Origin of the sequence: Thermocrinis sp., from assembly GCF_036781485.1 — a bacterium.
Taxonomy (GTDB): Bacteria; Aquificota; Aquificia; order Aquificales; family Aquificaceae; genus Thermocrinis.
Genome location: NZ_DAIQAX010000006.1, coordinates 81027 through 102430, shown reverse-complemented (window position 1 = coordinate 102430; position 21404 = coordinate 81027). Strand labels below are relative to the sequence as shown.

At 42.0% G+C, this 21404-nt stretch carries 24 protein-coding genes and 2 tRNA genes; 8 read left to right on the top strand and 18 right to left on the bottom strand.

Going from position 1 to position 21404, the window contains the following annotated elements; all coding sequences use genetic code 11:
- The first annotated feature begins 79 nt into the window (after window positions 1-79).
- Window positions 80-1357, top strand: coding sequence for a FliI/YscN family ATPase (locus tag V7P40_RS05020; protein WP_333784878.1), 1278 nt, complete (start codon window positions 80-82; stop codon window positions 1355-1357).
- Window positions 1358-1361: 4 nt separating this feature from the next.
- On the opposite strand, the gene V7P40_RS05015 is transcribed toward V7P40_RS05020, so the two are convergent.
- Complete coding sequence (locus tag V7P40_RS05015; RefSeq protein WP_333784877.1) at window positions 1362-2057, bottom strand: tetratricopeptide repeat protein; 696 nt, start codon at window positions 2055-2057, stop codon at window positions 1362-1364.
- Window positions 2058-2084: 27 nt separating this feature from the next.
- Here V7P40_RS05015 and V7P40_RS05010 point away from each other — a divergent pair, with 27 nt between their 5' ends.
- Window positions 2085-2834, top strand: coding sequence for an ATP-binding protein (locus V7P40_RS05010; RefSeq protein WP_333784876.1), 750 nt, complete (start codon window positions 2085-2087; stop codon window positions 2832-2834).
- On the opposite strand, the gene pstB is transcribed toward V7P40_RS05010, so the two are convergent.
- The 6 genes from pstB to V7P40_RS04980 are packed head-to-tail and all read right to left on the bottom strand — an operon-like array spanning window position 2815 to window position 7493.
- Entirely contained in the window at window positions 2815-3579 is a 765-nt protein-coding gene (gene pstB / locus V7P40_RS05005) for a phosphate ABC transporter ATP-binding protein PstB (RefSeq protein ID WP_333784875.1), read from the bottom strand. The two genes, V7P40_RS05010 and pstB, sit on opposite strands and share 20 nt — an antisense overlap.
- 11 nt (window positions 3580-3590) lie before the next feature.
- Window positions 3591-4454, bottom strand: a complete 864-nt coding sequence (pstA, locus tag V7P40_RS05000; RefSeq protein ID WP_333784874.1) for a phosphate ABC transporter permease PstA — start codon at window positions 4452-4454, stop codon at window positions 3591-3593.
- Window position 4455: 1 nt separating this feature from the next.
- Window positions 4456-5385 (bottom strand): phosphate ABC transporter permease subunit PstC, encoded by a 930-nt coding sequence (gene pstC, locus V7P40_RS04995; RefSeq protein WP_333784873.1) that lies wholly within the window; start codon window positions 5383-5385, stop codon window positions 4456-4458.
- Window positions 5386-5436: 51 nt separating this feature from the next.
- The gene (locus V7P40_RS04990; protein ID WP_333784872.1) at window positions 5437-6429 is read right to left on the bottom strand and encodes a PstS family phosphate ABC transporter substrate-binding protein; all 993 of its coding nucleotides are present in this window, start codon (window positions 6427-6429) and stop codon (window positions 5437-5439) included.
- 49 nt (window positions 6430-6478) lie between these two features.
- Window positions 6479-7198: a 23S rRNA (guanosine(2251)-2'-O)-methyltransferase RlmB gene (gene rlmB / locus V7P40_RS04985; RefSeq protein ID WP_333784871.1), complete on the bottom strand. Its 720-nt coding sequence runs from the start codon at window positions 7196-7198 to the stop codon at window positions 6479-6481.
- Window positions 7182-7493 carry a hypothetical protein gene (locus V7P40_RS04980; RefSeq protein ID WP_333784870.1) on the bottom strand — a complete coding sequence of 104 codons (312 nt, stop codon included), beginning with the start codon at window positions 7491-7493 and terminating at the stop codon, window positions 7182-7184. The genes rlmB and V7P40_RS04980 overlap by 17 nt, the downstream gene beginning before the upstream one ends.
- A gap of 26 nt (window positions 7494-7519) precedes the next feature.
- Here V7P40_RS04980 and V7P40_RS04975 point away from each other — a divergent pair, with 26 nt between their 5' ends.
- Entirely contained in the window at window positions 7520-9187 is a 1668-nt protein-coding gene (locus tag V7P40_RS04975) for an ABC transporter ATP-binding protein (protein ID WP_333784869.1), read from the top strand.
- On the opposite strand, the gene V7P40_RS04970 is transcribed toward V7P40_RS04975, so the two are convergent.
- From V7P40_RS04970 to V7P40_RS04955, 4 genes are read right to left on the bottom strand one after another with little or no spacing between them, the layout of a single operon-like run.
- Window positions 9170-10348, bottom strand: a complete 1179-nt coding sequence (locus V7P40_RS04970; protein WP_333784868.1) for a class I SAM-dependent rRNA methyltransferase — start codon at window positions 10346-10348, stop codon at window positions 9170-9172. The two genes, V7P40_RS04975 and V7P40_RS04970, sit on opposite strands and share 18 nt — an antisense overlap.
- The gene (locus tag V7P40_RS04965) at window positions 10345-10899 is read right to left on the bottom strand and encodes a DJ-1 family glyoxalase III (protein WP_333784867.1); all 555 of its coding nucleotides are present in this window, start codon (window positions 10897-10899) and stop codon (window positions 10345-10347) included. The genes V7P40_RS04970 and V7P40_RS04965 overlap by 4 nt, the downstream gene beginning before the upstream one ends.
- A gap of 11 nt (window positions 10900-10910) precedes the next feature.
- Window positions 10911-11831, bottom strand: coding sequence for an ABC transporter permease (locus V7P40_RS04960; protein WP_333784866.1), 921 nt, complete (start codon window positions 11829-11831; stop codon window positions 10911-10913).
- Window positions 11831-12193: a YkvA family protein gene (locus tag V7P40_RS04955; RefSeq protein WP_333784865.1), complete on the bottom strand. Its 363-nt coding sequence runs from the start codon at window positions 12191-12193 to the stop codon at window positions 11831-11833. Before V7P40_RS04955 ends, V7P40_RS04960 begins: the two co-directional genes overlap by 1 nt.
- A 19-nt stretch (window positions 12194-12212) precedes the next feature.
- Here V7P40_RS04955 and efp point away from each other — a divergent pair, with 19 nt between their 5' ends.
- Genes efp through V7P40_RS04940 form a run of 3 tightly spaced genes read left to right on the top strand, consistent with a single transcriptional unit; the run spans window position 12213 to window position 14001 of the window.
- Entirely contained in the window at window positions 12213-12782 is a 570-nt protein-coding gene (gene efp, locus V7P40_RS04950) for an elongation factor P (RefSeq protein WP_333784864.1), read from the top strand.
- Complete coding sequence (gene accB, locus V7P40_RS04945; protein ID WP_333784863.1) at window positions 12782-13219, top strand: acetyl-CoA carboxylase biotin carboxyl carrier protein; 438 nt, start codon at window positions 12782-12784, stop codon at window positions 13217-13219. The genes efp and accB overlap by 1 nt, the downstream gene beginning before the upstream one ends.
- A 29-nt stretch (window positions 13220-13248) precedes the next feature.
- Window positions 13249-14001 (top strand): glycosyltransferase family 9 protein, encoded by a 753-nt coding sequence (locus V7P40_RS04940; protein WP_333784862.1) that lies wholly within the window; start codon window positions 13249-13251, stop codon window positions 13999-14001.
- Here the strand turns inward: V7P40_RS04940 and truB are convergent.
- From truB to V7P40_RS04905, 7 genes are all read right to left on the bottom strand, one after another.
- The gene (gene truB, locus V7P40_RS04935) at window positions 13969-14832 is read right to left on the bottom strand and encodes a tRNA pseudouridine(55) synthase TruB (protein ID WP_333784861.1); all 864 of its coding nucleotides are present in this window, start codon (window positions 14830-14832) and stop codon (window positions 13969-13971) included. The two genes, V7P40_RS04940 and truB, sit on opposite strands and share 33 nt — an antisense overlap.
- Entirely contained in the window at window positions 14832-15764 is a 933-nt protein-coding gene (locus V7P40_RS04930; protein WP_333784860.1) for an RNA polymerase sigma factor RpoD/SigA, read from the bottom strand. The genes truB and V7P40_RS04930 overlap by 1 nt, the downstream gene beginning before the upstream one ends.
- A gap of 4 nt (window positions 15765-15768) precedes the next feature.
- Window positions 15769-17178: a Do family serine endopeptidase gene (locus tag V7P40_RS04925; protein ID WP_333784859.1), complete on the bottom strand. Its 1410-nt coding sequence runs from the start codon at window positions 17176-17178 to the stop codon at window positions 15769-15771.
- Complete coding sequence (locus V7P40_RS04920; RefSeq protein WP_333784858.1) at window positions 17175-17819, bottom strand: methyltransferase domain-containing protein; 645 nt, start codon at window positions 17817-17819, stop codon at window positions 17175-17177. Before V7P40_RS04920 ends, V7P40_RS04925 begins: the two co-directional genes overlap by 4 nt.
- Window positions 17797-18405 (bottom strand): alpha/beta fold hydrolase, encoded by a 609-nt coding sequence (locus V7P40_RS04915; protein WP_333784882.1) that lies wholly within the window; start codon window positions 18403-18405, stop codon window positions 17797-17799. Before V7P40_RS04915 ends, V7P40_RS04920 begins: the two co-directional genes overlap by 23 nt.
- Window positions 18406-18414: 9 nt before the next feature.
- Window positions 18415-18488 (bottom strand) — tRNA-Arg (locus V7P40_RS04910).
- A tRNA-Pro gene (locus tag V7P40_RS04905) sits at window positions 18489-18561 on the bottom strand.
- Window positions 18562-18580: 19 nt separating this feature from the next.
- Between V7P40_RS04905 and rdgB the strand changes: the two genes are divergently transcribed.
- Together rdgB and V7P40_RS04895 are read left to right on the top strand one after the other, a co-directional pair.
- The gene (gene rdgB / locus V7P40_RS04900) at window positions 18581-19216 is read left to right on the top strand and encodes an RdgB/HAM1 family non-canonical purine NTP pyrophosphatase (protein ID WP_333784857.1); all 636 of its coding nucleotides are present in this window, start codon (window positions 18581-18583) and stop codon (window positions 19214-19216) included.
- A complete protein-coding gene (locus V7P40_RS04895; protein WP_333784856.1) occupies window positions 19174-21390 on the top strand; it encodes a DEAD/DEAH box helicase in 2217 nt (738 codons plus the stop codon). Before rdgB ends, V7P40_RS04895 begins: the two co-directional genes overlap by 43 nt.
- Window positions 21391-21404 lie beyond the last annotated feature (14 nt).

The window sequence follows — 21404 nt, the reverse complement described above, 5'->3', positions numbered from 1 at the left end:
GAGATTTTTTAATGGAAACCCCCAACTTTTGGATAGAAAGAAAAGTGGATAGCATTTTGAAAGATATAGAAGAAGAGCTATGAAAGGTATATTTAGGGTATACGGAAAAGTTCTAAAGGTGAGCGGTATTTATTTGGAAGCAACGGTGTCAGAAGGTGCAGTGGGTAACCATGCTATCATAAAAACGGATAACAATAGCATAGACGGAGAGGTAATAGGTTTCTATGAAAACAGGTGTATTATCATGCCCTTTGGAAGTTTATCGGGAGTCAAGGTGGGGGATAGGGTATGGATATTGCGGGAACCGGTCTCTACTGTGGTTGGAGAGCAAGCACTAGGACAGTTGCTGAACCCGCTTGGAAGAAGGCTTTCAGACGGGAAACTCCTATCAGGAGAAAAAAGACCCATTGAGCTAAAGGATATTAATCCTTTGCAGAGGAACAGGATCACAGAGGTATTTGACACCGGTATAAGAACTATAAATGCACTCTTTACCTTAGGTAAGGGACAAAAGGTAGGTATATTTGCGGGAGCGGGTGTGGGGAAAACCACGTTGTTGGGAATGATCACGAAATTCAGTAAAGCAAAGGTCGTGGTTCTGGGTTTAATAGGAGAGAGGGGCAGAGAAGTTAGGGAATTTGTGGAAGATGTTTTAGGAGAGGCCATAAAAAGAAGTGTAGTTATAGTTACCACCGCAGATCAAACGCCTATAATGAAGGTAAAGGGTGCTATCAGTGCACTGGTCCATGCAAGGTACTTTGCTGAAAAGGGCTATGACGTGCTTTTAGTGTTGGACTCTCTGACCCGCTTTGCCATGGCTCAGAGAGAAGTGGGGCTTTCTGCAGGAGAACCACCTACTTTAAAAGGTTATACGCCTTCTGTTTTTTACCTTCTGTCTAAGATAGTGGAAAGTTGTGGAAGCTTTAAAAACGGTAGCATAACGGGAATATTCAGCGTTTTGGTTGAAGGGGATGACATTAGCCTTGACCCTGTGGCGGATGCTCTTATGGGCATGCTTGACGGTCATATTATTCTCTCCAGAAAACTTGCCAACGCAGGCTTATTTCCCGCCATAGACCCAGTAAGAAGTTTAAGCAGGTTAATGCCACAAATAGTTCAGCAAGATCATATGCGAGTTGCTCTTCAGATTAAAGAAATTCTAAGTGCTTACGAATCTGTTGAAGAGCTGGTAAATTTAGGTCTATACACCCAGGGCACTAACCCGTTGGTGGATAAAGTTATAAAACACGAAAAGGCAATAAAAGACTTTTTTAGGCAAGACTACAGAACCGCCGTGGATTTTAAAAGTAGCGTTTCGAGTCTTATGGAATTACACGAGAAGATCTTAACAGGATAAGCTATCACCTACCAAGCTTGGTCTTAGCTATGCCAGCCTCATCAGACAGGGGAAATTCGTTCAGAATCTTCTCATAGTATTCCTTAGCCTTTCCTGCATCTCCAGAGTTTTCGTATATTCTTGCAAGCTGTAGGTAAGCAGAAGGTAGCTTGTTGCAATCCACAAGCTCGCCCTTTTTACACTTTTCTTCCAATGTTCTCCAAACAGCCTCCGCTCTTCGCATATCTCCTAAATCTCTATAGATTATACCAAGCCAGAGGTAAGCATTGTCTGTTAGGGGGGTTTTGGGGTTGTTCTTAATAAACTCTATGAACTTATCCTTTGCCTGGTTTAACTGCCTGAGGTTGTAGAGGTTCAGCGCATTTTGGTATTCTCTTTCGTAGTCTTTTGAGGTATCAGCTTTTACCGAAGCATCGCTTGTTTTTACTTCTTCCCTTCTTTCTGTATGCCTTTCTTCACTGTGCTGTACTTTCTGCTCAATTCTTGCTTTTTCAAGTTCTAACCTCAGGCTTGCCAAATTCTGAGATAGTGCGTCTATTCTCTTCTCTGTCTTTAACTGCTGGGCTTCAATCTTCCTTTGCTGCTCCTCCAGTTGATCTATCCTTTTGTTAATCTGAGATAGCTTGAAGCTTAACTCTTCTTGCGTCACTCCACCACAGGAGGATACAAGGAAAGCTAAAAGGATCAACTTCCTTCCCATCGTTTTTTATTTTAAACTATTTTTGGCATGTTTGAGGAGTTTTTAGCCTTTAGGTTTAAAGATGGCAAGATCCAACCTATAGCCCATCCTCATATACCAGACTTTAAAAGCCTTTTATGCATAGATAGACAAAAGGAAGAGTTGAAAAGAAACACCCTACAGTTCGTAATGGGCTATCCTGCCAACGATGCTTTACTATGGGGGGATAGGGGAACAGGAAAGTCTTCCCTGGTAAAATCCATGCTTGGATTACTCGGGAAAGATGGTCTAAGATTGGTTCAAGTATATAAGTCTCAATTGGAACATTTATCGGATCTTTATGAAGCTATAAGAGGCAGCAAAAAACGGTTTATACTCTTCTTCGATGATCTTTCCTTTGAGCCGGAAGAGGATGAGTATAGACTATTAAAATCACTTTTGGACGGAGACTTAGAGGAAAGGCCACAAAACGTGCTTGTGTATGCTACATCAAACAGAAGGCATATGGTGGCAGACAGAGAAAAACAAGGAAGGTTTCCGGAAGAGGATTACAGAGAAGTAATATCCCTCGTAGAAAGGTTTGGATTGAGATTGGGCTTTTATGCCTTTGACAAAAATCAATACTTAGAAATAGTAAAGGCTTATGCTAAAGATATAATGGAGGAAATAAACTATTCAGATCTTGAAGAAAAAGCTCTTTTGTGGGCCACAGAAAGGGGTAGTTTTTCTGGTAGGACAGCCTATCAGTTCATAAAGGACCTGGAAGGATACTTAAGGCTTAGCCAAACCTTCCGGTAATGTAGTCTTCCGTGAGTTTTTGATCTGGCTTTGTAAATATCTTTTCTGTAGGTCCAAATTCTATTAGCTCGCCCAAATACATAAAAGCGGTATAATCGGAAATTCTGGCTGCCTGTTGCATGTTGTGGGTGACTATGAGTATGGTAGTTTTCTTTTTTAGTTCCACTATGAGCTCCTCTATTTTTGCGGTGGATATGGGGTCAAGGGCAGAGGTGGGCTCGTCAAAGAGAAGAACCTCGGGCTCAACCGCTATAGCTCTTGCTATACAGAGCCTTTGCTGTTGGCCACCAGAAAGGGAGTAGGCGTTGTCCTGAAGGCGGTCCTTTACCTCATCCCAAAGCCACGAAGCTTTTAATGCTTCCTCCACTCTGTCTTTTAGCTCGGTTTTGTTGTTAATCCCTCTTATACGAAGTCCGTAAGCTACGTTTTCAAAGATAGACTTGGGGAAAGGATTGGGTTTTTGGAAAACCATACCTATGCGCATTCTAACTTTCAAGGGATCAACCTTTTTATCTATTAGGTTTATACCTTCTGGGGAGAGGATAGCTTCACCAGTGTAAGTTATATCAGGATACAGGTCGTGCATTCTGTTTAGCACCCTCAAAAGGGTTGTCTTTCCACAACCAGAAGGTCCTATTATGGCAATTACTTTGTTTTCATAAACTGGAAAACTAATCTCTTTCACCGCCTGGTTTTTTCCGTAGAAGACTGATACCTTTCTGAGGTCCAGCTTTATGTTGTTCATGTAGAACCTCCTTACCAAACGTACCTTTTCCTGAGCTTATACCTAATATAAAAGGCTAAAGCGTTAAAGAGAAAAGCCAAAACCAAAAGCACAAAACCTGCGGCTGCTGCGTTTGTGTGAAAGGCCGCCTGGGGCCTTGAAACCCAGTTAAACATCTGTATAGGAAGGACTGTAAAGGGAGATTTTAGCATACCTATAAAATCTTCCCAAGGTTCTGGGGGTAAAAAGGCTATAAAGGTCAATGCTCCTATGGTAATAAGGGGTGCGGTCTCTCCTATGGCTCTGCTTATAGATATGATCACCCCCGTGAGAATACCACCAAGGGAGTAGGGTATTATGTGGTGAAAAAGGGTTTCCCACTTGGTTGCACCCAAGGCGTAAGCTGCCTCCCTTATGGATCTTGGAATTCTCCTTATTGACTCCCTGGTAGCTACCACGATAACCGGTACCATCAAAAGTCCCAAGGTCAAACCGGCGGTGAGGATACTTTCTCCAAGCTTAAATCTATGCACGAATATACCCAAAGCCAAAAGTCCATAGACTATTGAAGGCACCGCCGCAAGGTTTGATATGTTGGCTTCTATTATTCTGGCTATCTTGCTCTCTCTGTCTGCGTATTCCTCAAGGTATATGCCCGCAGGAACACCTATTAGCACGCTCCAAAAGATGGCACCAAGCATAACATAAACCGTGCCTACCCAAGCGGAGAGTATGCCTGCCTCTTCTGGAAACCGAGAGGGAAAGGACGTATAAAAAGAAGGATCTATTATACGGGACCATCCTTGAATAAGAAGAGCAAGAGTGACACTAAACAAAAATAGAATGGAAATTAATGACAGGATAAGACCGAGTGCAGAAAAACCCTTCTCTCCCATTTCAATACCCCTTTACTTTGCTTTTGAAATACACCGCCAAAAGGTTGAAGAAGAGGGTTACAATGAAAAGGAATATACCTGCAGCAAATATGGACAGGTATTCAAAGGAGTTGAATGGAAGGTCTCCGAGGGCTACCTGAACTATGTATCCAGTTATGGTTTGAATGGGTTCAAGGGGGTTTAAGGTTAAATTGGGATACATTCCAGCAGCAACGGCAACCACCATAGTCTCCCCCAAAGCCCTTGATATACCAAGTAGATAGGCAGCTAAAACCCCCGATTTGGCAGCTGGGAGAACCACTCTGAAAAAAGTTGTCACTTTGTTGGCACCAAGGGCATAGCTTGCTTCTCTCAGATAAGCTGGAACTCCCTTAAAGGCATCCTCCACCATAGAGGCAGTAAAGGGCAGGATCATAAAACCGAGAACTATGCCAGGAGAGAGGGCGTTCATCCCCTCCATTTCTATACCAAAGAGAGATAAAAATCTTTGAAGGACGGGGGTCACCACCAAAAGGGCAAAGTAGCCATAAACCACAGTAGGCACCGCTTCCATAAAGTCAAGCCAGGGCTTTATAAACTCTCTGGTTTTAAAGCTGGCAAATTCGCTCAAATAGGCTGCTATTAATAGACCCATAGGTATGCTTATTAGACCGGATATAAAGGCTATCATAAACGTCCCGTTAATGAGGGGAAGAATACCTATCTGTTTGTCGTAAAAGGTGGGAGTCCATTGGGTTTCTGTAAAGAATCTTATAAGAGACTTAGGAAATCCGCCCGCCTCTTCGTGCAAGAAAAACTTAACAGCATCTAAAACAAGCGCAAGCACTATGAGAAATGTAACCACTATGGTTACCAATCCCATTGAGAAAAAGAAAAGGTGAAAAACAGTATCAAGTCTTTTCTTTACGCTAAGGGGCAATCGGGATAGCATCTTTTAAATTATTTTATTTTAAAACAAGGGGCCCGTAGCCCCCTCTAAAGATCACTCCTTCAGCTCTCTCTTTACGAGCTCTTCTATGGTAAGCCCTACTTCTGGCTCACCACCAAACACAGTTCCCACTTTTCTTTGTTCAGCCCTCTTTGCAATTTCTGGATAGAACTTTGATGGCAGAGGTATGTATCCTACCTGTCTGGAGAGTTTTTCCGCATTCTTTATGTAGAAATCTACGAATTCTTTAACTTCCGGTCTTTCCAAAGCCTTGACATTAACATATATAAACAGTGGTCTGGAGAGTGGTTGATACTTACCGCTCCTTACTGTTTCAAGGCTGGGTGCCACACACTCACCAGTTTTGGGGTTCTTGATTTGAATAGCCTTTATTTTTCCTTTGTTTTCCTCAACATAAGCCAAGCCAAAGTAGCAAAGGGCTCCTTTTTCTCTGGAAGCAAACTGAACCAACACGTTGTCATCTTCGGAAGCCAAGTAATCTCCTCTGCTAGACTTTGCCTTACCCACTATAGCTTCAGTAAAGTAGTCAAAGGTTCCAGAGTCCGAACCCGGTCCGCAGAGCTTTATTTCTGTGTCTGGCCATTTGGGGTCAAAATCTTTCCACTTGAAGGTTTTACCCTGAGATTCGGGCTTCCAGATTTCTTTGAGCTGTTCCACGGTCATGCATGTTGCCCAGTTGTTCTTCGGATTTACCACCACCGCCAGACCGTCGTAAGCTACGGGAAGCTCTATATACCTTACTCCGTTCTTTGCGCATTCTTCCATCTCCTTCTTTAGTATGGGTCTGGATGCGTTGCTTATGTCTGTTTCTCCTCTGCAGAACTTCTTAAAGCCGCCTCCCGTTCCGGAAATACCAACTGTTACCTTTACCGCACCCTTTTTAGCCTTTTGAAACTCTTCTGCTACCGCTTCCGTTATAGGATAGACGGTGGAAGAGCCATCAATCTTTATGACGGGCTCTTGGGCCTTTGCACCAGAAAGCAGCCCAACCGAAAAAACCGCGCTCAAAAGAAGAGTCTTTCTCATACTTCTACCTCCTTAAGGTTTTGTTGGATAGAATTTTAGAGGCGTATTGTTAAGATTTTGTTAAGAATTTTTTAAACACTTCCCACATCGCTATTGCACCCGCAGAAGACACGTTTAAGGAATTTACCTTTCCAACCATCGGGATGGATAGTACTTTATCCGCTAGCTCAAGCACGCTCTTTGATACACCCTCTCCCTCCGAACCTAAGACCAAAGCACAGGGAAGCTCAAAGTTAGTTTCTCTTATGTCCTCTCCTCCTCTTTCCACCACCACCACACTACCCCCTGCATTTTTAAACTCCTCCAGTGCTTTTTTCAGACTCGGAACCCTACTAAAAGCAAGATAAAACACCGCACCAGATGAAGCTTTAACTACAGTCTGGTTTATTGGAAAGCTTCTGTCCTTTGGCATTAGCACACCAACGCCACCGAAAACCTCACACGTCCTTATAAGATTTCCCGCATTCTGCGGATCTGTTATATGGTCCAAAACTAAAAAGTATCCTTTCTTTTCAAAAGCCATTTTGAAAAGTTGCTGGTAAGGTATAAAAGGCACCGGACTGATAAGAGCCAATATACCTTGGTTTTTTTTAGTCCCCGTAAGCTCTTCTATCCTTTGCCTGGGCACCCTTTGTATTTTTATCCCCCTTTCTTTGCAGAGCTTTACCACCTGATAAGGGGGATGGCTATCGTGGGCCACAAGGATCTTCTCCACAGGTTTGTTTGCCCTCAAGGCTTCTATCACTGGGTTTTTACCGTAGATTATCATACTCCATAAGCCTTAGCTTTATGGCTTCTATCAACTGAGTGTAATACCGTTCTATGTGTTCAGCTATTTCTATTAGCTTTAACATTTCAGTCTCTTTTGCTCTGCTTACGAGAGGTTTTATAACCTTTTCAAATTGCAAGCTATACTCTTCCAAATCTCCCATAAGCTCTTCCTTTGTGTATTCCTCTATGGTTAGCGTGTAGCCCTGATATATCATTTTGATGGATATAAGTGTGTGCTGAAGTTCCTTTTCCAAATCACCTCTATCAGAGCCTGCTTTCCGAATATCACCCATTGGAGAAAATATAATAAACTTTTTTGATGGAAAGCCTTCTTTGGATTTTAAGGCGACTCAAAGATTACTATCTTTTTATACTCCTTGCCTTGCTGGGAATGCTTTTAGAATCAATAAGCACCTCAGGAATAAGTCTGCTAGTGAAGAGTTTGGTAGATAACGGAATGTTGCTCAAAGACTGGAACAGTCTTCTGCTTACCACATCCCTGTTGCTTGCTTTTGCCATAACTCAACAGCTTGGGAACTTTTTAGTTTCTTACTATACAAACCTCTATGCAGAAAAAGAAGCCAAAAATATAAGGGAGCAGATATTTTCAAAATTTTTAAATTCTTCCTTCCTTTCCGTAAAGGAATATTCCATAGGTGAATACACTACTAGGATTCTATCGGATCTGAGGATATACAGGGATCTTGTGGGATCGTCTGTGGTAAAGCTGGTAAGAGACCCAACTACTGCCATACTGCTTTTTGGTGTGCTTCTTTACAGAGATTGGCAACTAACCATATTCCTACTACTGCTTGTTCCTTTCTTATCCCTGTCTGTAGGATACTTTGGAAAAAAAAGGGGGAAGCATCTGAAAAAAGCTCAAGAATCTCAAGAAAAGTTGATAACTAAGGTAGGAGATGTATTCAGAGGGTTTGAAAGTATAAAAACCTTTCCTGCAAAGGACTTGCTTTTTGAGTGGTTCAAGACAATAAATCAAAAAACCTACAGGGCAAGCACAAAAGCTACATTCTACGCTTCTCTAAACTCGGTGTTTAACTACAGCACTGGGTATTTGGTAATTGCCCTTTTGCTTTTTTATGGAGGACTCAGAGTGCTTGAAGGAGCTCTCACCTTAGGTGAATTTATATCTTACCTTACGGCGCTTGTATTTATACAAAAGCCCATAGTGGAAAGTCAAAAGGGTATTGTGGAAGTCAAAGCTAACTTGCCGGTAGTGGGTAGGATAATGGAGCTTTTAAAGTTGGAAGAGGAAAGAAAGGGAGAGAGTGTATTTTTAGATTTAAGGGAAGGAATAAAGGTGGATAGGCTGAGTGTGAAACTTGATGGTAAAACCTTACTGAGAGAAGTTTCCTTTTCTATAAGGAAGGGGGAAAAGGTGGCAATCATGGGTAGCACTGGTAGCGGGAAAAGCACTGTCCTCAGAGTTTTGTGCGGTTTTATACCTTACGAGGGCAACATATTCTACGATGACAGGGAACTAAGAGAATTGGATCTATTCTCTTTACGGTCTAAGATCGCATACTTAACTCAAGAGAGCTTTATACTGTCTGGAACGGTTAGAGAAAACTTGCTTATATCCAAGCCAGAGGCTAAAGAGGAAGAGCTTTGGAAAGCCCTTCAACTATCCATGTGTGATTTTGTGAAAAGCTTAGATGAAGAGGTGGATAAGGAAAACAGACTTTTATCTGGTGGAGAAGCCCAAAGGCTTGCGTTGGCAAGGATCTTTCTTAAGGAGCCTGAAATATTGCTTTTGGATGAAGCTACTTCTGCTTTAGACGCAAACACGGAAAATGTGGTGCTAAAAAATCTCTTTGACAGCTTTCCAGAAAGCACCTTCATAATCGTAGCCCATCGTTTTTCCAACATCCTGGCGTGTGATAGAGCCATTCTTTTTAAAAATGGTCAGATAGTCTTTGATGGAAATCCAAAGGAAGCTGTAGAAATTTTCCTATCTGAGTACTTCTAAATAAATGCCTTTTAGGTAAAGGGTGTTTGGCATCTGCAGTATCCAAGGATGGTCCAAATCCTGAAAGCTTTCTCCCACAATCCTTAAAGGTTTTTTAACATCCCTTGAAGCTTGTAAGATAACTTCAAGAAGATGTTCTCTGGTAATGTGAAAGGAGCATGAGTATATGGCAAAATATCCGCCAGCTTTGGCAAGCTTCAGACCCGTAACGCAGAGCTCCTTGTAGCCCCTTAACGCATTTTCTACGTGGGCTTTTGTTCTTGCAAAAGACGGCGGGTCTATGACAATAACGTCAAACTTATATCCTTCCCTGTAAAGTTTTCTGAGAAAGTGGAAAGCGTTATCCTCAACCCACTGAATGCCCTCCAAACCGTTGAGTTTTGCGTTTTCCTTTCCCAAACTTAAGGCTCTTTCTGACATGTCCACTGCTATTACACTTTTAGCTCCCTTTTTTATCATACTAAGGGCAAAACCTCCCGTGTGGCAAAAGGCGTCCAAACAGACATCCCCAGGCTTTACAAGATCCCTTATCATTTTCCTAGCCCTTCTTTGGTCCAGATAGAACCCAGTCTTTTGACCCTTTATAACATCTACGTAAAATTCCAAGTCTCCTTCCCATATTTTTATACGTTCTGGTACCGTCCCATACAGGATTCTCTCTTCCTCATCAAAACCTTCTATGTTCATAGCATAATCGCTCACCTTCTGATACACACCCTTTGGTTTGAGAATTTCTACCAAAGCCTCCAATACCCAATCTTTCATCTTGAACATACCGTAAGTAGTAATCTCAATGACTGCGTATTGGTCATACATATCTACGATCAGTCCTGGCAAAAGGTCTCCTTCGGAGTGGACCAACCTGTATGCATTGCTGTTTATGTTTAGCTTCTTTCTGTATTCAAGGGCGGATAAGATCCTACGTTTTATTAGCTCCTTGCTTATTTCCTCTCCTTTCTCAAAGGAGAGTAGCCTAACAGCTATCTTTGTATTTGGATTTATGTAACCATAACCCAGAAATTTCTTTTTAGAATCTAAAACCTTTACAAAGTCCCCAGGTTTTGGCTCTCCTTTAATTTCCAGTATCTCTGCGTTGTAGACCCACGAGAAAAATCCCCTTATTTTTTCTTCAACCCCAGGCTTTACCCTTACTTCTATCATTTATACTTAACTAACATTCTCTTTGCAACGTCCATTGCCTTTTCCTTGCCCTCCAGCTTTTCCAGAAGCGTTAGTCCAAACTCCAAAGCTGTACCCGGTCCTTGACTTGTGATTACTCTTTGGTCTTCTACTACAGCCTTGTCTTCAAAGATGGCAGGTTTAAGCTCTTCCACTAAGCTTGGGTATACGGTGGCTCTTTTGCCCTCCAAAACACCAAACTTTACCAAAGCTGTAGGTGCGGCGCATATGGCAGATATGTACTTACCCTTCTGTTCCATAGCCTTTACCAATTTTTCTACCCTTGGATCCTGCTTTAGCTTTTCCACTCCTCCAGCCCCACCTGGAAGTATGACCATATCAAGTTCGTCAGGGTTTAACTCATCCACACTAACATCGGGGACTATTCTTACATTTCTTGCACTGGCTACAGGTTCTTTGGTCAGTCCTGCAATGAGGACCTCCACTCCGCCCCTTCTTAGGACGTCAATAGGAGCCACCGCTTCTACTTCTTCAAAGCCCTCTGCAAGTATTATTGCCACCTTTTTAGCCATTTTTAAACCTCCTACTTAAGTATTTCTTTTTCCCTTACTCTTGGGTCAATGTATGCCAAAAGTAAATCGGCGACAAGGTTTCCAATGAGTAGCATTATGGTGCCTATGTATAGCCCACCCATAACTAAAAATAAATCTGTTGCCAACACTGCGTCAAGCATTAGAGAGCCCAGCCCCGGCCAACCTACTATTATCTCCACAAGAGCGGCCCCAGATAACAAGCCTGCAATCTCATAACCTATGAGCGTAGTAAATGGATTCATGGCGTTTTTTATGATGTGTCTGGTAAAGGTCCATCCCCTTAAACCTTTAGACTTAAGTAAAAGCACCATGGGAGAGTTCAAAATTTCAATAGTTGCACTCCTCATAAGTCTAACAAGCCCAGCGGTGGATATTAAGGTTATAGTAATTATACCCACAATCAGACTCTGCCAGCCACCAAGCTGGAAAAAACTACTTTTAGAGAAAAACAAAAGCAGGAGAAAGGCCAAGAAGAAAGAAGGGAAGGACATAAAGATGTAGGAGAATGCCCTTATGAATTTATCAACCAAACTCCCATCCTTCATTCCAGCCAGAAGACCCAAGGGAACCGCCATAAACCAAGAAAGAAGCGCGGAAGGAACAGTCAAAAGTAAAGTGTTACCTATTCTCTCCCTTATCAGATCCAAGACAGGGGCGTGATACTGAAAGGAAAGTCCCAGATCAAACATCAACGCAGACTTTAGCCACCTTAGGTACTGGATAAGTATAGGCTGATCCAGTCCGTATTGCCTTCTCAAAGTCTCTATGGTTTCTGGAGATATCTGCGGGTTTAGTTTAAGCTGGGCAAAGTAATCGGCAGGTGCAAGCTTTATAATCAAAAAGGAAATAAAGGTCACACCTATAAGGGTGAAAAAGCTCTGAATAAGCCTAAGCAAGATAAACCTAAGCATCAGAAGTAATTTGCCACAAAGTGGGGTGTGCTTTCAAAGTATCTTTTTATTTCCTCTTTGTGTTTTTCTTTTACGAACCTAACCACCTTATAATCATCCCACAGTCCTATGAGGGGAATCTTGTCTGGTAAGGAATCCTTGGTTTCCACAAAGTAAAGCAGGGCACAGGCAAAGTCCCTCCTTGCCTCCTCTTTAAGATCAAACTCCTCGTCTAAAAGGAGCCTTAGCAAAAGCCTTACGTCAAGGATAAGGTTTCTCACGTATTCCATAGTAGGAGAAATCTTAGATAGCTTTTCCACCACCAGATTTTTTAACTGTATAGTATCAATCTCTTTGCAGTATTTGCTGAGCTTTGCTTCCATGTGATAAAATTATAAAGCCATGGGAGTAAAAATAGACATAAACAGCATACAGAGGGATATGTTTATTGAATACAACGGACAACCTCATAGGGTTCTTGATTACGACCATGTAAAGCCCGGAAAGGGTCAGGCTTTTGTTAGGGTAAAGGCAAAGAATATGCAAACTCAGAACGTGATTGAGATAACTTACAAATCCTCAGACAGCATTGAGCTGGCAGATTTTGAACAAGTTTTTTCAGAGTACTCGTACAACGACGGAGATTACTACTACTTTGTTAGCAAATCTACCTATGAGATGCTTCCAGTCCCAGCCAAAAGTTTGGAAAACGAGGCAAAGTTTTTGAAGGAGGGAATGGAAGTTGTGGTATTCATCTACAAAGGACAGCCTATAGGAATAGAGCTTCCAAGACACGTGGAACTGAAGGTCGTGGAAACGGAACCTGCCTTTAAAGGAGACACAGCTGCCGGAGGATCCAAGCCAGCAAAGCTAGAAACTGGAGCGGTAATACAGGTGCCCTTTTTTGTGGGAGAAGGGGATATAGTAAAGGTGGATACGCGCACGGGAGCGTATATAGAAAGGGTAAAGTAATGGACAAGGATTTTTTGAAAGAACTAATAAACCTCATAAAGGGAAGCGATATAAAAGTCTTTGAGCTGGAGCAGGGGGATTTAAAGATCAAGATAGAAACTCACCAAAAAGAAGTTTTGCAAAAGATAGAGGTTTCAAGAGAAACAAAACACATAGAAGCCATACCAATATCTCAAGAAATAGAAGAAAGTAAGCTTCACGTTATAAAAAGTCCTCTGGTGGGAACCTTTTACAGAGCTCCATCGCCGGGAGCTCCGCCCTTTGTGGAAGTGGGAGATATGGTCTCTCCAGGACAAGTGATTTGCATCATAGAAGCTTTAAAGGTTATGAATGAAATAGAGAGCGATGTTAGGGGTAAGGTGGTTAAAATACTCGTGGAAAATGGAGAAACAGTAGAATACGGCCAACCGCTGTTTTTGATAGACACAAACGTTTGAAAAAATTTCTCCTTTACAGAAGAGGAGGTTTGGGTGATACACTACTCACCTTTCCTATTCTGGAGATTTTCAAAAGAAAGGGTTTTTATACTGTCGCCGTGGGCAACACGGATTACTTCAAAATAGCCAAGGCAGTGGGATGGGTGGATGAGGTTTTTTACGAAAGACCTACAGGGCGCTTTGATATTGAAGTTTTAATAGGATTGGATGGTATAAGTCCCTTTCCGAAGGAGCGGATCTGGATAGTTGAGTATTACTTAAAAAATTTGGGACTTTCAGAACCCTTCTCTACCTGCCTTCCACTGGAAGGTTACCAAGATTCTCCTCTCAAAAACAAAGTAATTTTGCATCCATCCAGTGGGTCTAAGAAGAAAAATCCCCCGTTGGAGCTTTTTATAAGAATAGAGGAGTTTTTTAGATATCTTGGTTATGAATGTGCTTACCTGATAGGTGAATCAGATCAGTGGTTAAAAAGGTATGTTAATAATTTTGTGGAGTTTTTAGACCCTCTTGAGATGGGAAGGCATTTAAAGAGTGCAAGGCTTTTTGTAGGCAACGACAGCGGAGTGTCTCATCTCTCCGCTTACTTGGGAATAACTACTTTTATCTTTTACGGACCAACCGATTGGAAAGTCTGGAAGCCCATAGGAGAAAGGGTTTTTCCCGTAAGCTTGGAGCTTGAATGTAGCCCATGCTTTCCAAACACTTGCGCAGAGAAGTTATGTTTTGATGTAGATGGGCTTTTTGAACTATTCAAAAGGCATGAGTCTGTGTGGTTTTAAAAATCCTCCTTCACACAAACCTACTCCTAAAAAACCCTCCTGGGAAAAAACTCTAACGTACCCAAAGCACTGAACCGGCGCTTTTATCCTTGCCCCATTCCTGAACAGTTTATACTCTCTCCAGCTAAGTTTTACCGCAGGTAGAAAGTTCAAAGCCTGATCAATAGGTATGGCAACCCCCCACAGGTCTTGGATAGTTTCTAACCTCTCGTAAGACAAGGCCATACCTACAGACCAATTTCCTATCCTTGTTCTCCTGAGTTCTTTAATATGAGCTCCACATCCCAACTTTAAGCCTATGTCATTTACCAAACTTCTTATGTACGTGCCCGCAGACACTTCAAACTCAAAAACAACACTTGGAATTTTACACTCCAGCACTTTTGCTCTATAAACTTCCACTTCTACGGGTTTTAGCTCCACCTCCAAGCCCTTTCTTGCCAACTCGTATGCCTTTAGCCCTCCTATCTTTTTTGCAGAAAAGGGTGGAGGTTTTTGACTTATCCTGCCTACGAATTGCGCAAGAACCCTTTCCACATCCTCGCAGGAAACACTTACATCTCTTACCTCTAATACTTCCCCTTCTGCATCGTAAGTGTTTGTTATCACGCCAAGCAAAGCTGTAGCAATGTAAGCTTTGGCAAGTCTCAGAAAAAATTCAGAAAATCTCGTAGCTTCTTCCACGAGAAGTATTAATAACCCTGTAGCAATAGGATCTAATGTGCCAGCGTGTCCCACTTTCCTAAGACCAAACTTTTTCCTGACCTTTTTCACTACCTGAAAAGAGGTTATACCTTTTGGTTTGTCAATAAGGAGTATGGATGGAAACATTAACTGAGAAAGTCTTTAAGGTGCTTTTTTATAGCCATGTTTCTGAGTTTTCTAAGAGCCCTCGTTTCCAACTGTCTGACCCTTTCTCTGGAAATGTTTAAGATATCTCCTATTTCTCTTAGCGTTCTTGGTTCTTCTCCACCCAAACCAAACCTTAATTCAACCACACGCCTTTCCTTTTCTGGAAGTTTTTCAAGCATATCTTCTATCTCCCTACCGAGGATCTCACTGAGCACCCTTTCCTCCACATCTGCAGTTCCGTGTTTGCTCAGAAAATCTACAAAAGAAGTGTCCTCTTCCTCACCAACTGGCACGTCAAGGGATAGCGGTACTTTAGATATTTGCAAAGCCTTTTCTACCTCTTGTGGAGATATCTTGTAGCCTTCCTTTTTTATTCTCTTTTGTATTTCCTCTTCAGTAGGCCTTCTTCCCAATTCTCTTTCCATCTCCTTCTGTAGGATTTCTTTCGTGTATTCGTAGGCTATTTCCTCCGGAGTTGGCTCCCTCTCGTATTCCTTATAAAGCCTGCTGTATATACTGCTAATGCGATTTATTAGATGGGCTTGTTTAAGAGGGATCCTTATTGCGCCCGTCTGTTGGGACAGAGCCTGCATGATAGCCTGTCTTATCCACCAAACTGCGTAAGAGATGAACTTTACTCCTTTATCTGGATCAAACCTCTTTGCAGCTTCCATTAGACCGTGATTACCAGCAGCTATAAGCTCAGAAAGGCTCAATCCATAACCCAAATACTGCTTGGCTATGCTTATAACAAACCTAAGGTTTGATTCTACCAGTTTTTTGTAAGCTTCGTGATCACCCTCCTTTGCCCTCTTTGCTAGCTCTTTCTCTTCCTCCGGCTTTAAAAGAGGAATCTTAGATACCTTTTTGAGGTACTGATTTATTATCTCTTGTTCGCTATCTGGTATCATGCCTTCACCTCAGATAAAGCACCACATAAAAGTTATTTCCCCCCCTTCTTACAAGTAGTAAGACTCTGTCCCTTTTTTCAGATTTAGCTTTTTCTATTTTCTCTTCAAAGTCCGATACGCTTTCCACAGGTTGATTGTTCACCATAAGAATTATATCGCCCCTTCTCAAACCACTCTTTTGTGCTAAACTACCTTGAACCACATCCACCACCAATACTCCTTTTACATCAAACCTTCTAACTTCTTGCGGAGTTAGGTCCCTTAGTGCAAGACCTATGGCGCTTGCCTGATCCCTTGGTTGGGTAAAGCTAACTTCCTCTGGCATTTCACCAACTTTGACCTTAATCAGCTGGGTTTTACCTTCTCTGATAACGCTCAGCTTCACTTCCGTGCCTGGTGGGGTTTTCATTATTCTAAACTGAAGGTCTCTAACGTCTCTAACTTTCTCGCCGTCTATTTCTACGATTATGTCTCCAGCTTTTAGTCCAGCGGTAGAGGCTGGGCTATTGGGTGCTACTTGAGATACTAAAATTCCCTCCTTCACCCCAATGGCTTCCGCAATCTCTGGAGTTATTTCTTGAATGACCACGCCCAACCAACCTCTAGTTACCTTACCCTTGGCTATTATCTGATCTGCTACCCATTTGGCTAAGTTTATGGGTATGGCAAAACCCAAACCTTGTCCCTCAGCCACTATGGCAGTATTTATACCTATGACCTCTCCGTAGACGTTTATAAGAGGACCGCCTGAATTGCCAGGATTAATAGCTGCATCTGTCTGGATAAAACTTTCATACTGTGTTATACCAATAGACCTTTTCAAAGCAGAAATTACTCCCATGGTCACGGTTCTTTCCAAACCGTAAGGATTCCCTATGGCTATTACCAGCTGACCAACCTTTAGTTTATCCGAATCTCCAAGCTTTGCCACCCTGTTTGCGGGGTTTTCTACACCCCTTGCGTCTACCTCAACCACTGCTACGTCGGTTTTTGGATCTCCTCCCACCAGCTTCCCTTCTTTTTCTGTATGAGGATCAAATTTAACCCTTATCCTCTTTGCACCTTGAACCACATGGTTGTTGGTGAGTATGTAAAACTTGTCACCTTTTAGGGCTATGATAACTCCTGAACCCAAAGACCTTCTTTCCTGAGGTATGGGAAAGAAAAAAGGAAATCCTTCTTCAAAGGTTGAAACTTCCTGAGTGGAGTATATAGCCACCACAGAGGGGGAAACCTTTTCCACAAGTTCTGTAAGCTCCTTTTCAAACTGAACAAGCATGCCCGGCGTATAAGTAGCGGTTTTGGTATCAGTTTGAAATTGAGAACCTTGAACCTTCTGCGCTTTACAGCCCTCTATGCCAATCAGGTATATTAAAATCAGCAAGGAAATAAAAACCATGTAGATCCTCCTCATTTACAGACCTCGCAAGAAAAGAATAACACCAAAAAGCTTGGTTTGTCAATGGAAGAAAGGATTCTTTCAATGGATTTTTTTGACTTAAGAAGGTCACCGTTAGACGGATTGTAAGAGGTCCCAGTGTAATGGAAAAATCTAACAAGATCCCATCCTTCAAAGGGTATTTCTATATTCCTTCTTTCAACCCTTCTTAGCTTTCCTCCTAGCCTTTGAATAGTTTCAAGCACCTCTTCTGCTGGATAGAATGGAAAGTTTAGTTCCTTTAAGCTACCTTTAACGGGCATTGCACACAAAAACCTTTTTCTGCAAACCCTGAATATCTCCTTAAAAACCACGTTTATATCTGTCCAATGTATAGCAAAATTGCTAATCACTGTGTCAAAGCTTTTATACTTAAAGGGAATAAAATTGGCATCGGCGCATATCCCCACAAATCCTCTACTTTTATACACCCTCAGCATATTCAACGATAGGTCAATGCCCACCACCTTTTTTAACCCTACACTACTAAAGCCAGTGCCACAACCCACATCCAACACGGAGCCTTCAATGGTGTCCAGCTGTTTCAGAATCTCTGCGCTTATTCTTTGGGGTATAGCCCAATCTTCGTATGTATTAGATGCTCTTGAGAACTTCAAGGATAATACTTTCATCCTTTGGGAAGTGTCCTCCGTGGAACGTTATTAATTTAGCCTTTTTTGACAAGTTGTAAAGTTCCAGACTGGCCCTAAAGGGAACTACGCTATCAGCCATGCCGTGTAAAAGGGTTATGGGGGTTTTTATGTGTGGAATGTAGCTTCTTATGTCTGTAAGGAAGTAATCCTCAAGAAGCTTGGCGGATTTGTCTATGTCCAAGAAATCATAGAAGGGCTTTGGATAAGCCCTTGACCTGAATTCTTTTAAAAAATCCTCCCTTTCCTTTCTTAACCTTAAAAGAAAACCTCTTAGTTCTCTCTTCTCCCAGAGACAACCAAAGCAGGCAGTTGAACCTATAAGCACCAGATGACTTACTTTTGAGGGATAGAAAAAGGCTATCAAGAGGGCTAAGGTTCCTCCCAGAGACCAACCGATCAAGATAGAACCTTTTGGGATCTTCAGAGCCATTTCCTTTGCAAGCGCTTTAAGTTTTAAGCTGGTTAGATTGGACCTTCCGTGATGGGGAAGTTCCAAATTTATGCCAGGAAGGCCTTTGAAAACCTTAGAGGAAAAGCCCCAGCCGTGGATAAAAACAAGCGGGTCCGGAGGGACTCGAACCCCCGACCTAGGGATTAGAAATCCCTTGCTCTGTCCAGCTGAGCTACGGACCCTCGGGGCGACAGGACTTGAACCTGCGACCTCTGGCTCCCAAAGCCAGCGCTCTCCCACCTGAGCTACACCCCGTGCTAATATATTTTAATTGATGAAATTACTCCTTGCAACCCAAAACAGAGGAAAGATAGAAGAAATAAGCAGAATGCTCAGACACTTGAATATAGAGTTAATAAAGCCAGAGGAGGAAATAGAGGTGGAAGAAAGTGGTAAATCCTTTATGGAAAATGCTTATCTGAAGGCTCTTGCTTACTTTAAAAGATATGGCATACCAACACTTGCAGACGATTCTGGACTGGTTGTGCCTTCTTTGGAAGGCTACCCTGGTATATACTCCAGCAGGTTTTATTCCTTAGACTGGGGCGGTAAAGAAGAAGTGCAAAACTCCAAGGACCAGGCAAACATAAAAAAGCTGCTAAGACTTCTGGAAGGTAGCAAAGACAGAAGGGCTTACTTTAAAGCAGTAATCTGTTTAATGTTAAGTGAAGAGTTTTATATCTTCGCGGAGGGGGTTTGCCACGGAGAGATCGCAGAGAGTCCAAGAGGCTCAGCAGGTTTTGGATATGATCCCATATTTAAGCCTCTTGGTTACGAAAAGACCATTGCAGAGCTTCCCCCTGAGGAGAAGGACGACCTATCCCACAGAGGAAAGGCTATAAGAAAACTCTCCCACTTCATAGAAAAATGCAAACATTCTATCTTTTACCAGAGAGCACATTCAAACTAAATCCGCCCAGCGGTGAGGCGGTTTATAGAAAGGAGGGTGAAACCAAAATTAGTTCCCTTAACTTGATACCAGCTTATCAAGTAGATGAGAGAATACCTTACACTCTACTTAACCCTCTGCAGACGCTTTTCTATCACACCTACAACTTTGGCAATGCGATAGTATCCGCTCCCACTTCTGCTGGAAAGAGCTTGACCACCTATCTATTTTTTAGAAAGTTTGAAGGACGAAAGGTGTATACAGCTCCCACAAAAGCACTGGTTTATGAGAAAGCCGTAGAACTTCGTAGGTTCTACCAAAAGGTAGATGTTAGAACTGGAGATAAAATAGTTGAGAGCTTTAAGGATGTCTCTGCACAAGTGGTGGTATGCACATACGAAAGTTTAGTTCAGGCCTTTAGAAACTCCACAAAATGGACAAAAGATATTCAAGCAGTAGTGGTAGATGAAATCCACCAGATTAAAAAAAGGTGGGTTTTGGAGGAGCTTTTGGTCTATGCCATAAACAAAAACATAGCGCTTTTGGGTCTTTCCGCAACCATGCCTGGGGTTGAAGAGCTGTCTAGATGGATAAAGGCCAGCTTGCTTATAAAAAGCCAATGGCGACCTGTTCCTTTGGAAAGGCAATATCATGCTTTAAGTGAATTCGTAGGTATAAAAGGAGATAAGGATAAAGCTTTAGGGAAGCTATGGGATGCCCTCTGGCATCTTAGCAAACCAGACGAGAAGGTTATTCTCTTCGTGCCCCAAAAGCAGATAGGGTGGAACCTTTTAGAACTTGCAAACAACGAGAAAATTGGCATAATGAACCAAACTTTACCCTTTGAAAAGACAGAAGAGAGGGAACCTGAGATTGCCTTTCATAACGCGGATGTGCCAAAAGAAGAGAGGGAGGCTATTGAAAAAGAGTTTAGAGACGGTGATCTGAGATTTTTAATAGCTACGCAGACCTTAGCTTACGGGGTCAACCTTCCCGCAGACCGAGTGCTAATATTGGTGAAAATTTTCAAAAACAAAAAATGGATGTGCATACCAGATGAGCTTGATATACTCCAGATGGAAGGAAGAGTGGGAAGACTTGGACTGAAAGAAAAAGGTTACTCCCACATCATCATTCAGGGAGGAAGTAGGGAGATGCTGGAAGACTTTATACAAAAGGCATTCTCAAAGGGTTTCACAACGACCATACAAGAGGAGAAAGAGAAAAGTATAGACGCACTGAGTTTCTTTATTTTACTTGGCTATCTATACGAAGGTGCTAACTACAAAAGATTTTTGGAGAAATTTTACTCCTTTAAAAAGGTAAGCCATCATATGTATCAACAGGTAGAAAGATTCTTAAAACATAAGCTTTACGTTGAGAAAGACTCCATCACTCCAAAAGGCGCCTTTTGTATAAAAAACGGTGTGCCACCTACAAGGTTAGAGGAGTTTATCCGTCGGCAAGAACTTCAGCTTCCCAAAGAAGCTACTATCAGACCACTTCTTTACACAAAACGTTTTGATACCCTCTATGACTTCGTTAAAAAGGGAGAAAGCTTCAAAGAAGACGATTATTTTGTTAGAGGCAAAGTGGCGTTATGTGGTGAGAATTGTTTTGAGGATAACACCCATCAGTTTATTTTCTACACAGAAGGGCTAACCTTTAAGTATCCAAACTTAAAAAATCCACCGGGAGAGTTTTCTTACCTTGGAACAGAAGCACTGCATCTTTTAAGAACACTGTGGGAGCTCCGAAAAAGCGGTTTTATTTCAATGAATGATTTGGATCTTCTCTCCATAGCTCACTCGGTAAAGTTTGGAGTAAGTGTAGATTATGCTTCCTTAGCTGGAGTTAAGGGCATAGGCCACATTAGGGCTAATCTCATAAAGAGAACCCTTCACAGGGAGGGACTACATCCACCCCCTATACTGGAGCAAACGTCTAAACTTTTGGACATGGTTTTACCGCTTGAAAAACTTATGTTAGAAGTATTGATAGAAGACAGAAAACTGCAAAAGAACAAAGCAAAAGAAGATCTCAAAAAGCTTATAAAAATCTTAGAGAATAACAGAAGAGGCAGGCTGATAGATGATAAAATCCTTTTAATGTTTGGCTTCTTGAACTTTGGAGAAGCTGTGCTAAGTATGAGAAAAGAGGAGATAATAAGTAGGCTAATTTATAAACTTTTTTAGGACATAGGGTTTAT